The following is a 12,124-nucleotide window of genomic DNA, read 5'->3' as shown; positions in this document are numbered from 1 at the left end:
GGCGCCACATCGCTGTTGCACTGCGAATAGGCAGTGGGGCGGTTGCCGGCCGGTCTTTCCTTTGCCCGATCCGTGCATTACTTGGGATGAGCCTCTTTTGAATTTTTGAACACGCAGGAGATTGCCCATGGCCATGACGATGAGCGGCGAAGTGCAGCTGGCCGCGAGCCGCGAAGTGGTCTGGGAGAAGCTCAATGATCCCGCCGTCCTGAAATCCTGCATCCCCGGCTGCGAAGAGCTGGAGACCACCGAAGAGGGCGGTTTCCGTGCCACGGCAAAAATCAAGGTCGGTCCCGTCTCGGCCCGCTTCAAGGGCAAGGTCACGCTGAGCGATCTCGATCCGCCGAACGGCTACAAGATTTCGGGCGAAGGCGAGGGCGGTGTCGCCGGCTTCGCCAAGGGCGGCGCTACCGTGGCGCTGACCGAGAAGGATGGTGGCACGCTGCTGACCTATAATGTGGAAGCGCAGATCGGCGGCAAGCTCGCCCAGCTCGGCCAGCGCCTGATCAATGGCTCGGCCAAGAAGATCGCCGACGAGTTTTTCAACAATTTCGCCAAGGCCGTGCAGGGCTGACGATTCCTGTAGCCCGGGTGGAGCGCAGCGAAACCCGGGGACCGGCGATGTGCCGACGCTCCGATTCACGGATTGCGCTACGCTCCATCCGGGCTACGGCTGCGCCTCGTTGCTACCGCAGCGCACCCGATCACGCTCTCTTGATATCCGCGGAAAACGCGCATCGGGCTGCGTTTTCGCGCGGTTGCCGATGGCAAACTTCGTCAATATGATACGTTTGGAACGATTTTAAGAACCGTGCGGCCACGCGATGGCATGCGCGGATGACAGAGAGTGCATATGGCAAAAGTCTCGATGATCGTGAACGGGAATCCCGTCGCCAAGAATATCGATCCGCGCACCCTGCTGGTGCAATTCCTGCGCGAAGAGCTGCGGCTGACCGGCACCCATGTGGGTTGCGATACCTCGCAATGCGGCGCCTGTGTCGTGCATCTCGATGGCAAGGCGGTGAAGGCCTGTACCACGCTTGCGGTCATGGCTGACGGTCATGAGGTGAAGACCATCGAAGGCCTCGCCGCCGATGGCGCACCGCTGCATCCGATGCAGGAAGCGTTTCGCGAGCATCACGGTCTGCAATGCGGCTTCTGCACGCCGGGCATGATCATGACCGCCATCGATATCGTCCACCGCAAGGGGCACGATCTCGAGGACCATGTGATCCGCGAAGAACTCGAAGGCAATCTCTGCCGCTGCACCGGTTATCAGAACATCGTGGCGTCGATCGCCGCGGGTGCCAAGGCGATGGAAAACTCCGACCTCGCTTAAGAACGCCCAACGATAATCGCGACCAGCGCGCGCGCCCCAAGGATTGTTCAGGGATTTTCCATGTACGAATTCAAATATCATCGCCCGTCCACCGTGCGGCAGGCTGCCAATCTCCTCGCCAAGCATGAAGACGCAAAACTGATCGCCGGCGGCCACACGCTGGTGCCGGTGATGAAGCAGCGCCTCGCTGCGCCGTCCGATATCATCGACCTCTCCCATATCGAAGGCGTCGATGGCATCGAGATCAAGGGCCGCTCGCTGGTGATCGGCGCGCTGGCGAAACATGCCGATGTCGCGTCGTCGCCAACGGTGGCCGAAGCCATTCCCGCGCTGGCCGAACTCGCCGGCCTGATCGGCGATCCCGCCGTGCGCCACAAGGGCACCATCGGCGGCTCGCTCGCCAATAACGATCCGACCGCGGATTATCCGGCGGCTGTGATGGCGCTCGGCGCCACCATCGTCACCAACAAGCGCAAGCTGAAGCCGGAAGAGTTTTTCCAGGGCCTGTTCACGACCGCGCTGGAGTCGGACGAGATCATCACCAAGGTCTCGTTCCCGCTGCCGAAGAAGGCCGCCTATCAGAAATTCCGCAACCAGGCCTCGCGTTACGCGCTGGTCGGTGTATTCGTCGCGCGTCTGCCCTCGGGCGTGCGCGTCACGGTGACGGGCGCTGGTCAGGACGGCGTGTTCCGCGTCGAGGCGTTTGAGGAAGCACTGAAGAAGCGGTTCTTGCCGAAGGCGCTGGATGGCATCGATGTGTCGCCGGATGGCCTCAACAGTGACTTGCATGGCAGCGCCGAGTATCGTGCGCATCTGATCGGCGTGCTGGCCAAGCGCGCGGTCGATGCCGCCAACAACCGGGCCTGATTGTCAGGCCCGCAGCTTCTGAGATTGGGTAATCCATGACTGCACCATCGGCGCTTCCCACTTCCGTCGATGGCATGCTCGATCTGCTCACCAAGCGCGACTATTTCGCCGAGCGTTCTCTGGCCACGGTGGCCTATCTGTCGCTGCGAATGGGCCGGCCGCTGTTTCTCGAAGGCGAGGCGGGCGTTGGCAAGACCGAGATCGCAAAAGTGCTGTCGGCCGCCCTCGGCCGCAAGCTGATCCGCCTGCAATGCTATGAAGGCCTCGACGTCTCCTCCGCCGTCTATGAGTGGAACAGCGCCGCGCAGATGATCGCGATCCGGCTGGCGGAAGCCGCCGGTGACAGTGATCGCGATCAGCTCGCCAGCGACATCTTTGCCGATCGCTATCTGATCAAGCGTCCGCTGCTGCAGGCGCTAGAGCCCGATGTAAACGGCGCGCCGGTGCTGCTGATCGACGAACTCGACCGCGCCGATGAGGCCTTCGAGGCGTATCTCCTCGAAATCCTGTCCGACTTCCAGGTCACGATCCCCGAACTCGGTACCGTGAAAGCGCCGTCGCCGCCGATCGTCATCATCACCTCGAATCGCACCCGCGAGATCCACGACGCGCTGAAGCGGCGCTGCCTGTATCACTGGGTCGATTATCCCGCCGCCGATCGCGAACTCACCATCGTGAAATCGCGCGTGCCCGGCATCTCCGCAAAGCTGTCGCAGCAGGTCGTGTCCTTCGTACAGAAACTGCGCGACCAGGATTTCTACAAGTCGCCGGGCGTGGCCGAGACCATCGACTGGGCGACAGCCCTGACCGAACTCGACGCCCGCTCGCTGACGCCGCAGGTGGTGGGCGACACGCTCGGTGCGCTGCTGAAATACCAGGACGACATCCAGCGCATGCAGGGTGACGTGCTGGCGAAGACGATCAAGGAAGCAACGGATGGGTAGTGCGGGAGCAAGCGCGGCGCTTCTCTTCTCCCTCTCCCGCTTGCGGGGGAGGGCCGGGGTGGGGGCGCGCCGCGCTCAGCTGTCAGCCGTCGCGAAGAATTCTTACCTCAACAATTCTCCGGTGCGGGTGGCTTGCCCCCACCCCAACCCTCCCCCGCAAGCGGGAGAGGGGGCGATCGCATCGGGGGCCTGAAATATGCCCATCGATCACCTCAATCCCCCCACCGGTGCCATGGCCGATAATGTCATCGGCTTCGCCCGCGCTTTGCGTAAAGCCGGACTCCCGATCGGGCCGGGCGCTGCCATCGACGCGCTCGCGGCGCTGCAACTGATCGAGATCGGCAAGCGCGCCGATGTCTATGCCACGCTGGAAGCGATCTTCGTCAAGCGGCACGAACATGCGCTGATCTTCCATCAGGCGTTCGACCTGTTCTTCCGCGCCGAGGAAGACTGGAAGCAGATGCTCGATTCCGTGCCGCTGCCCGACGATGCCAGGCGCAAGCCGCCGCCGGCCTCGCGCCGCGTGCAGGAGGCGATGGCGCAGCCGTTGAAAGGCGAAGAGCGCGAGGCGCCGCAGGAGCAGGAGATCAAGCTCTCGGTCTCCGATCGCGAGGTCCTGCAGAAGAAAGACTTTGCGCAGATGAGTGCGGCGGAGATCGCCGAGGTCACCCGCGCCATCGCCACTATGCGGCTGCCGCAGGCGGAGCTGCGCACACGCCGCACCCGGCCGGACAGGCAGGGCGTCAGGCTCGATCTGCGCCGCACGCTGCGTGCCTCGCTGCGCACCGGCGGCGATATCGTCGATATTCGCCGCCTCGGCCTGATCGACAAGCCGGCGCCCATCGTGGCGCTGCTCGATATTTCCGGCTCGATGAGCGAATATACCCGCCTGTTCCTGCACTTCCTCCACGCCATCACCGATGCGCGAAAACGCGTCTCGGTGTTCCTGTTCGGCACGCGGCTCACCAATGTCACCCGCGCCTTGCGGGCGCGCGATCCCGACGAGGCGCTGGCGTCATGCACGGCGTCAGTGGAGGACTGGGCCGGCGGTACCCGCATCTCGGCCTCGCTGCACAATTTCAACAAGCTGTGGGGCCGCCGGGTGCTCGGGCAGGGCGCCATCGTGCTGTTGATCTCTGATGGCCTGGAGCGCGAGGCGGATTCGCAACTTGCCTTTGAAATGGATCGGCTGCATCGCTCCTGCCGCAAACTGATATGGCTAAATCCGCTGCTGCGTTTCGACGGCTTCGAGCCGAAGGCGCAGGGCATCAAAATGATGCTACCCCACGTTGACGAATTTCGCCCGGTACATAATTTGACATCTATCGATGGGCTGATCAAAGCCCTGTCCGCGCCGACATCCGGCCATCACGGCCCGTTGATCCGCCCGGCCGCTTAAGGAGATTCTGATGCTCAATCGCGAAGAAGACATCCTGCAGGCCGCCGAAGCCTGGCAAAAAGCGGGACATGGCGTCGCACTCGCCACGGTGGTGGAGACCTGGGGCTCGGCGCCGCGCCCCGCCGGCTCCAATCTGGTCATCAATGACGACGGCACGTTTCTCGGCTCGGTCTCCGGCGGCTGTGTCGAGGGCGCCGTCGTCACCGAAGCGCTCGACGTGATCGAAAGCGGCAAGCCGAAACTGCTGGAATTCGGCGTGGCTGATGAAACTGCGTGGAATGTCGGTCTGTCCTGTGGCGGCACCATCCGCGTCTTTGTCGAAAAGGTAGGCTGAACCGTGAAAACCGAAACACTGGCGCTGCTCAATGCCGAGCGCGCCGCGCGCCGGCCGGTCATCGTGGTAACCGATATATCCAGCGGTATACAGCGCTTGGTGAAGGCGGTAGACTTCGCCGCCGACCCCTTGCATGCGGAGCTGGAAAAGCAGCTGCGCATGGGCAAGAGCGCCATGATCGAGGTGGACGGCACAAAGCAGTTTCTCAATGTCTATGCACCCACCGCAAAACTCGTGATTATCGGCGCCGTCCATATCAGCCAGGCGCTTGCGCCCTTGGCTCGCTCGCTCGATTACGACGTCACTGTCGTCGATCCGCGCACCGCCTTTGCCAGCCCCGAGCGATTCCCGGATGTGAATCTGATCGCGGAATGGCCGGACGAGGCGCTGCCGCCGCTCGGCATCGATCGCTGGACCGCTTTTGTGGCGGTGACCCATGATCCGAAGATCGACGATCCCGCATTGCTGCATGCCTTCGAGAAGGGCTGCTTCTATATCGGCGCACTCGGCTCGCGGAAGACGCACGCCAAGCGCCTCGATCGCCTGAAGGGGCAGGGCGCAAGCGACGCAGATCTCGCAAAGATCAAGGCGCCCATCGGCCTGAACATCGGTGCAGTCTCACCGTCGGAGATCGCGGTGTCGATCATGGCCGAAATCACTGCAGAGCTCCGCCTGCCGAAAGAAGCAAAGGCAGCTGCGGCATGAAGTTCGGTCCGGCCAGCCCGGCCGATGCACTCGGCGGCGTCACGGTGCACACGCTGCGGCAGGGCGATCTCGTGCTCAAGAAGGGCACGACGATCGGCGCCGATGAAATTGCCGCACTCAAGCGCGCTGGCGTCAAGGAAGTCGTCGTCGTGCGCCTAGAAGACGGCGATGTCTCCGAAGATGCAGCCGCAGCCAGCATCGCGCAGGCGGTGGCGGGCGAGGGCGTCACGGTGGAGCGCGCCTTCACCGGCCGTGCCAATCTGTTTGCTGCCAAGCCCGGCGTTTTGGTCATCGATCGCGCCGCCGTCGATCGCATCAACAGCGTCGATGAAGCGATCACCTTCGCGACGCTCGATGCGTTCAAGCCGGTGGTTGAGAACGAGATGATCGCCACCGTGAAGCTGATCCCGTTCGGCGTCGCGGCCACGCTGCGCGATGCCGCGGTGAGGGCGGCCGGTGGCGCTGCCATGCGGATTGCGCCTTACAAGGTGAAGAAGGTCGGCATCGTTTCCACGCTGCTGCCTGGCCTGTCGCCAAAGGTCATCGACAAGACCCTTCGCGTGACGGAAGAGCGCCTTGCGCCGGCCGGCGCCAAAATTATCGCCGAGCGGCGCGTGCCGCATGATGAAAAGGTGCTGGCGAAAACGATCAATGAATTGCTGCGGCTCGGCGCCGAGCTCGTGATCGTATTCGGCGCGTCCGCCATCGCCGATCGCCGCGACGTCATTCCAGCCGCCATCACCGAGGTCGGTGGCACTATCCAGCATTTCGGCATGCCGGTGGATCCCGGTAATCTGCTGCTGATCGGTGCGGTCGGCGATGTACCGGTGCTCGGCGCGCCCGGCTGCGCGCGTTCACCGGTGGAGAACGGTTTTGATTGGGTGCTGATGCGCCTGCTCGCCGGCCTTGAGGTGACGCGCAAGGATCTCGTCGGCATGGGCGTCGGCGGGTTGCTGATGGAGATCGTAACCCGCCCGCAGCCGCGCGCGCCGGCAGAGACCGATGGCAATCGCAGCGTTGCAGCACTTGTGCTCGCCGCCGGCCGCGGCACGCGCATGGGCGGACCGAACAAGCTGCTCGCGGAGCTCAACGGCAAGCCGCTGGTGCGCATCGTTGTCGAGCATGCGCTGAAGTCGAAAGCCAGCAGCGTCACGGTGGTCACCGGCCACGAGGCTGCCGAGGTCGAAAAGGCGCTGCGCGGCCTCAACGTCACCTTCGTCTACAATCCCGATTATCCCGATGGCATTGCCAGCTCTGTGAAAGCCGGCATCGCCGCCGTGCCGCGTGATGCCGATGGCGCCGTGGTCTGTCTCGGCGACATGCCGCTGATCGACACGAAGCTGATCGATCGCCTGATCGACGCCTTCGCGCCGGATCGCGGCCATCTCATCGCAGCGCCCGTCAGCGAAGGTCGTCGAGGCAATCCCGTGCTGTGGTCGCGCCGCTTCTTCCCGGAACTGATGACGCTGGACGGCGATATCGGTGCGCGCGCGTTGGTCCTGAAACATGCGGAAGTCGTCGCCGATGTCCCCGTCGAAGGCCGCGGCGCCTTTCTCGACATCGACACGCCAGAGGCGCTGGAAGAGGCGCGGGGCGGCTGAATTTGTAGCTGAGACTAGAATGGGCAAAGCGCAACGTGCCCACCATTGCCATCACGTCGGGATGGTGGGCACGGCGCAAGAGCGCTTTTGCGCGCCCTGCAATCTCCCTGTTTAGCTTGCATCCCGGTCCGATCAAAAATCGCTGACATGATCAGGCGAAGCGATTCATCGCCGAGCCTTTCAATCATGAACAATCCTGCGGTGGATGATTGAACAATACGGCGCGGCGATAAAATCGCAACATGTCAATGGCAGCGCGCAATCCTGCGAAAGCAGGCCAACGCGATGCGCGATATTTCTGTAGCTCCGCCGAGATGATGCGCTGATCAGCCACGCCGGCGACAACGCGAAGGAACGTGTGACATGACGGTTGAAAACAAGGTGGCAATCATCATCGGAGCGTCTGGCGGCATCGGGCGGGCCATCGCATTGCGGCTCGCAATGCAAGGCTTTGCAATCGTCGCCCATTACGCAGGTAACCCTGCCAAGGCTGATGAGATCGTCGCCGCCATCAAGGCCAGGGGCGGGCAAGCGATCAGCGCAAAGGCCGACGTGGCCGCCGAGGCGGAGGTGAGAGCGGTTTTCAAAGCCGCCCTGGACACATTTGGTCGTATCGATGTGGTGGTTCAAAGCTCAGGCATCATGCCATTGACCAAGATCGAAGAAGGCGATCTGGCGACGTTCGACAGGGTCATCGCGACAAACTTGCGTGGCACCTACATCGTTTTCGGCGAGGCAGCCCGCCATGTCGCGGAAGGCGGACGCATCATCGCGTTTTCCAGCAGCGTGCTGGCGAAATCATTTCCCAGCTTCGGCCCGTACATCGCTTCCAAGGCCGGGGTCGATGGTCTCGTCCGCGTGCTCGCCAACGAACTTCGTGGGCGCAATATCACCGTGAACGCCGTCGCGCCCGGCCCGACTGGAACAGACCTCTTCTTCAAAGGAAGGTCGGGCGAGGAGGTCGAGGAATTCGCCAAGCTTGCGCCGCTGGAGCGGATCGGCACGCCGGAAGATGCCGCCGATATCGTCGCTTTCCTCGCAAGTCCAAGCGGCGGTTGGGTCAACGCCCAGATCATTCGATCCAATGGCGGGTTCGCCTGACGCTCCGTTCTTCGCCCGATTTTTCCCAACACGAGAGGCTAAAGATGAAGAAGATCATCGTCATCACGGGCGCATCCAGCGGTTTCGGTCTGATGAGCGCCAAAGCGCTGGCTCAGGCCGGGCACACCGTCTTCGCCGGCATGCGAGAAACGACCGGACGCAATGCCGGGCAGGTTGAGACCGTCACAAAATTCGCACGCGAACAGGCCGTCGATATCCGGCCGCTCGAACTCGATGTCGGCCATGACGAATCTGTCGGTGCTGCGATCGCCAAAATTATCACGGATGCAGGTCGTCTTGATGTCGTGATCCACAATGCTGGCCATATGGTTTATGGGCCAGCCGAATGTTTCACGACCGAACAACTCGCCGCACAATATGATGTCAACGTATTGAGCACCCAGCGCGTCAATCGCGCGGTTCTGCCCTATATGCGCGAGCGGCGCGACGGCCTGGTTCTATGGGTCTCGTCCAGCAGCGCGCGCGGCGGTACGCCGCCCTATCTCGCACCTTACTTTGCTGCCAAGGCTGCGATGGATTCGCTTGCGGTCAGCTATGCCGGTGAACTCGCGCGCTGGGGTATCGAGACAACCATCGTGGTGCCGGGATCTTTCACCACCGGCACCAACCACTTCGCGCATGCCGGCAAGCCCGGCGACACGGCCCGTGCCGAGGCATATGCCGACGGGCCGACCGCTGATATTGCCGACATCGCGGTCCGGAATCTCGCTGCGGCTTCGCCTCCGGAATCAGACCCTGAAGAGGTCGCGCGCGCGATCGTTCGCGTCGTCGGTATGCCGTTCGGAAAGCGGCCGTTCAGGGTGCATATTGATCCCGTCTCGGACGGAGCGGAGGTCGTCAATGCGGTCGCAGACCGCATCCGCGCCGAATTCCTGCGACGCGTGCAACTGGGCGATTTGCTGACGCCGCACACGCACTGACGGGCTTGAGGCCCTCGTGTGCCACCCTGTCGCACATGAGGGCTTCATGAAGGCGCGGCTGCACGCCTTTGTGCGGCCTGCGTCCTCGTATCATTCACCATCTCGAAACTCCCGGGCGGTAATGTCGTGCTGACTGCACCTCGGGGAGGGGATTTTGTCATCTCGATTTGCCGCGCGTCACCGCGCGTTTTTTTCTGCCATGCTGGTTCTGAGTTTGGGGATGCTGCAACCGGCGATGGGCGCTGGCGCCCTCGCTATCGGAAAATGCGGCGCCTATGGCCAGGCCTATGATCATGCGGCACAGGCATCGGCGCTGACTGCCGCCAAGAAGGCCTGCAAGGGCAACTGCACGACTGTCACCATGAACCGCGCCTGCGCGGCGCTGGCGGTGGATATGGCCAATCCCTGCGGTGCTCATGGTTATGCCGTCGCGCCGCGTATTTCCTCGTCGCTCAACGAGGCCACCAAGAAGTGCTACGAGCATGGCGGCAAGGAATGCGTCATCCGCGCCTGGGCCTGCGACGCCAAAGGCTAGTGATGCCCAGATTTGGTCTCGTTGATTTCCTGATCGGCCGCTAGTCTGCCGCCGATGATGCCATTTCGACGAACCATATTTCCCCCGGTCGCTGAAAGCCCAGAACTGCGGGCCGCCCGTGAAGCGCTGAATCTGCAAGTGCTGCTCACCGAGCGGCTGCGCATCAAGGCCGTCATCGCGACGGTCGTCGTGCTGATGGTGGTGGTCACCATCGTTCAGTTGGTGACGCCGGATATCTTTATCGGCATCTCCAAGGGCGGTTTCGAGCTCGGCTCCACCTATGTCATTTTCCTTCCGTTCCTGGGGCTCGAACTGCTGGCGCTCTATCTCGTCAGCCGCCGCGTCGCCCAGAACAAGGACGTGCCCATCGTCCGCCGCTATCTGAGCGCGCTGGTCGAGACCAGCGTGCCGACCGCCGCGCTCTATCTGCACATGAACTGGATGGGCGCCAACACTGCGCTCGCTTTCGCGGCGCCGCTCACTTATTTCATCTTCATTATCCTCTCGACCCTGCGGCTGGATTTCTGGCTATCGACATTCACCGGTTTCGTCGCGGCGGCCGAGATGTTCGCCTTGGCGATGCTTTATCAGCCGGTGGGCTTTGCCGATGAACCGATGCCGGAAGGCATTTTCCAGTTCGTCCGCGCGGTGATGCTGTTCGTCGGCGGCGTGCTCGCGGGAGCTGTCGGGATGCAGCTGCGCCGCCAGTTCGAGGCGAGCATCGCGGCCACCGCGGCGCGCGATCACGTCACCAATCTGTTCGGCCAGCATGTCTCGCCGCAGGTGGTCGAACGCCTGCTGGCGTCGGGAACGGCTCCGACCACGGAGATGCGGCGGGTCGCCGTGATGTTCGTGGACATCCGCGATTTCACGGCGGCGACGCGCATCCATACGCCACGCCAGGTCGTCGAGCGCCTCGATGATGCCTTTGCTGTGCTCGTCGATGTGCTCGATCGCCATTCCGGCATCGTGAACAAGTTTCTCGGCGACGGCTTTCTCGCGCTGTTCGGCGCGCCGATCGAGGATCCCGGGTCTGCGCAATGCGCCGTCGATGCCGCGCGCGAGATGCTAGAGGAGATCGCGCGCAACAATCAAGGCAGCGCGTGGCCGCTGCGGATCGGCATCGGCATCCATATGGGCGCCGTGATCGCCGGCAATGTCGGCTCGCCGCGCCGCAAGGAATATACGGTCATGGGCGACACCGTGAATTTTGCGGCGCGCCTCGAAGCGCTCAACAAGGAGTTCGGATCGCAGCTCCTGATTTCCTCGGCCGTGCGCGATGCCCTCGATGCCGGCCATGACGAGGCGACCTTCCTCGGCGATGTCGCGATCCGCGGCTATGAGCAGCCGCAGGCGATCTGGCGTTTGGGGTGAGGCAGGTCAGTTGTCGAAAAACGGCGCGCGGCGCGGCCGCAGCATGATGCCAAACCGGCCGTAGAAACCTTCGCGGCCGAAATTGTCGGTGACGCGGCCGGCGGCAAGGCTCCATTCGTAGTCGTACATGCGCAGGCCCGTGATGTGCGCGCCGAACCGTGTCTGCTCGCTGAAGAAGTCGCTTGAGAACGTGGCTTCCGGGCCGATCCAGAACCAGTCCGAGACGCGCCATCCCGGCGCGATGCGGGCTGTGTATCCGTTGTCGATGGTGGTGGCGGACAGGGTGGATTGCAGCATCAGGTACGGCGTCGGCTCCCACCAGATATCGGCGAGGCCGCGCATGCCGAAGCGGGTCCGCCAGCGATTGGCGCGGCCGTTGTGGAAGAAGAAATCGACTTCCGCATCGGGCCCGAGAAGAAACTGCGCGTCCATCCGCCCGATGCGGAACTGGTAGCCGGGCAGGATCGAGGCGCGGCCGATCTGGGTGTCGTAGACGAAGCGCCCATTGGTGTAGCGCTCGATGCTTTCGGACATGAACATCCGAAGGATGAAGCCATTCCGGTTGATGCCATTGGGCATCCACTGCCCACCACCGAAAACGCCGACGCTCCATTGCGACGCTTCGACACCGGCGAAATAGATCGTCTTGTCCGGCATGCCACCGGACAGGACATCGAGCGGCTGTTTGCGGTTGGCCCGGTTGTCGGTCAGCAATTCCCAGAACGTCTTCTGGCGCCGCGAGGTCAGGTCCTCGACATCGATCTCGACGCCATCGATCTCGATCACTTGTGCGATCGCAGGGCTCATTGCGGAGCTGGCGAAAGACAGCCCCGCAATGAGCAGTGTCATCCGTAACGCCTGTCCCCAACGCATCGAGCCCCCACCCAACGCAACAGAACGCAATTCCAAATAACAACTTAAGATAGAATATATGTGGATAAGTCGATGTCTAGTGGGGATAACGGAACGTTGGCAGAACGGCGC

Annotated in this window: 13 protein-coding genes; 12 read left to right on the top strand and 1 reads right to left on the bottom strand. The window is 62.8% G+C overall.

Annotated features, from left to right (window positions below; all coding sequences use genetic code 11):
- The first annotated feature begins 127 nt into the window (after window positions 1–127).
- The 12 genes from RPMA_RS19775 to RPMA_RS19720 all read left to right on the top strand — a co-directional run bounded on the left by RPMA_RS19775 (window position 128) and on the right by RPMA_RS19720 (window position 11,140).
- Window positions 128–574, top strand: coding sequence for a CoxG family protein (locus RPMA_RS19775; RefSeq protein ID WP_211909377.1), 447 nt, complete (start codon window positions 128–130; stop codon window positions 572–574).
- A 279-nt stretch (window positions 575–853) separates the two neighbouring features.
- Complete coding sequence (locus RPMA_RS19770; RefSeq protein WP_211909376.1) at window positions 854–1,339, top strand: (2Fe-2S)-binding protein; 486 nt, start codon at window positions 854–856, stop codon at window positions 1,337–1,339.
- Window positions 1,340–1,399: 60 nt separating this feature from the next.
- On the top strand, window positions 1,400–2,206 hold the full coding sequence (locus RPMA_RS19765; RefSeq protein ID WP_211909375.1) for an FAD binding domain-containing protein: 807 nt from the start codon (window positions 1,400–1,402) through the stop codon (window positions 2,204–2,206).
- A gap of 35 nt (window positions 2,207–2,241) precedes the next feature.
- Complete coding sequence (locus tag RPMA_RS19760; protein WP_211909374.1) at window positions 2,242–3,150, top strand: AAA family ATPase; 909 nt, start codon at window positions 2,242–2,244, stop codon at window positions 3,148–3,150.
- 196 nt (window positions 3,151–3,346) lie between these two features.
- The gene (locus tag RPMA_RS19755; RefSeq protein WP_211909373.1) at window positions 3,347–4,549 is read left to right on the top strand and encodes a vWA domain-containing protein; all 1,203 of its coding nucleotides are present in this window, start codon (window positions 3,347–3,349) and stop codon (window positions 4,547–4,549) included.
- Window positions 4,550–4,559: 10 nt separating this feature from the next.
- Window positions 4,560–4,883 (top strand): XdhC family protein, encoded by a 324-nt coding sequence (locus RPMA_RS19750; RefSeq protein WP_211909372.1) that lies wholly within the window; start codon window positions 4,560–4,562, stop codon window positions 4,881–4,883.
- A gap of 3 nt (window positions 4,884–4,886) precedes the next feature.
- Window positions 4,887–5,588: an XdhC family protein gene (locus RPMA_RS19745; RefSeq protein ID WP_211909371.1), complete on the top strand. Its 702-nt coding sequence runs from the start codon at window positions 4,887–4,889 to the stop codon at window positions 5,586–5,588.
- Window positions 5,585–7,189 carry an NTP transferase domain-containing protein gene (locus RPMA_RS19740; protein ID WP_211909370.1) on the top strand — a complete coding sequence of 535 codons (1,605 nt, stop codon included), beginning with the start codon at window positions 5,585–5,587 and terminating at the stop codon, window positions 7,187–7,189. The genes RPMA_RS19745 and RPMA_RS19740 overlap by 4 nt, the downstream gene beginning before the upstream one ends.
- 363 nt (window positions 7,190–7,552) lie before the next feature.
- Window positions 7,553–8,290, top strand: a complete 738-nt coding sequence (locus tag RPMA_RS19735; RefSeq protein ID WP_211909369.1) for an SDR family oxidoreductase — start codon at window positions 7,553–7,555, stop codon at window positions 8,288–8,290.
- Window positions 8,291–8,334: 44 nt separating this feature from the next.
- Entirely contained in the window at window positions 8,335–9,231 is an 897-nt protein-coding gene (locus RPMA_RS19730) for an SDR family oxidoreductase (RefSeq protein ID WP_211909368.1), read from the top strand.
- A 199-nt stretch (window positions 9,232–9,430) separates the two neighbouring features.
- Window positions 9,431–9,766: a DUF4189 domain-containing protein gene (locus RPMA_RS19725; RefSeq protein ID WP_211909367.1), complete on the top strand. Its 336-nt coding sequence runs from the start codon at window positions 9,431–9,433 to the stop codon at window positions 9,764–9,766.
- A 138-nt stretch (window positions 9,767–9,904) separates the two neighbouring features.
- Complete coding sequence (locus tag RPMA_RS19720) at window positions 9,905–11,140, top strand: adenylate/guanylate cyclase domain-containing protein (protein WP_249225313.1); 1,236 nt, start codon at window positions 9,905–9,907, stop codon at window positions 11,138–11,140.
- Window positions 11,141–11,146: 6 nt separating this feature from the next.
- Here the strand turns inward: RPMA_RS19720 and bcsS are convergent, their stop codons facing one another.
- A complete protein-coding gene (bcsS, locus tag RPMA_RS19715) occupies window positions 11,147–11,989 on the bottom strand; it encodes a cellulose biosynthesis protein BcsS (RefSeq protein ID WP_211909365.1) in 843 nt (280 codons plus the stop codon).
- Window positions 11,990–12,124: the final 135 nt, after the last annotated feature.

This window comes from Tardiphaga alba, from assembly GCF_018279705.1.
Classification (GTDB): Bacteria; Pseudomonadota; Alphaproteobacteria; order Rhizobiales; family Xanthobacteraceae; genus Tardiphaga; species Tardiphaga alba.
This window is presented reverse-complemented; position numbering and strand designations above follow the sequence as displayed.

Excerpts from the sequence above, each read along its gene's own strand:
- RPMA_RS19750 (WP_211909372.1), top strand. The coding sequence starts at position 4,560 with ATGCTCAATCGCGAAGAAGACATCCTGCAGGCCGCCGAAGCCTGGCAA.
- RPMA_RS19740 (WP_211909370.1), top strand. The coding sequence starts at position 5,585 with ATGAAGTTCGGTCCGGCCAGCCCGGCCGATGCACTCGGCGGCGTCACG.
- RPMA_RS19755 (WP_211909373.1), top strand. The coding sequence starts at position 3,347 with ATGCCCATCGATCACCTCAATCCCCCCACCGGTGCCATGGCCGATAAT.
- RPMA_RS19765 (WP_211909375.1), top strand. The coding sequence starts at position 1,400 with ATGTACGAATTCAAATATCATCGCCCGTCCACCGTGCGGCAGGCTGCC.
- RPMA_RS19735 (WP_211909369.1), top strand. The coding sequence starts at position 7,553 with ATGACGGTTGAAAACAAGGTGGCAATCATCATCGGAGCGTCTGGCGGC.
- RPMA_RS19770 (WP_211909376.1), top strand. The coding sequence starts at position 854 with ATGGCAAAAGTCTCGATGATCGTGAACGGGAATCCCGTCGCCAAGAAT.
- RPMA_RS19730 (WP_211909368.1), top strand. The coding sequence starts at position 8,335 with ATGAAGAAGATCATCGTCATCACGGGCGCATCCAGCGGTTTCGGTCTG.
- RPMA_RS19775 (WP_211909377.1), top strand. The coding sequence starts at position 128 with ATGGCCATGACGATGAGCGGCGAAGTGCAGCTGGCCGCGAGCCGCGAA.
- RPMA_RS19725 (WP_211909367.1), top strand. The coding sequence starts at position 9,431 with ATGCTGGTTCTGAGTTTGGGGATGCTGCAACCGGCGATGGGCGCTGGC.
- bcsS (WP_211909365.1), bottom strand. The coding sequence starts at position 11,989 with ATGACACTGCTCATTGCGGGGCTGTCTTTCGCCAGCTCCGCAATGAGC.
- RPMA_RS19760 (WP_211909374.1), top strand. The coding sequence starts at position 2,242 with ATGACTGCACCATCGGCGCTTCCCACTTCCGTCGATGGCATGCTCGAT.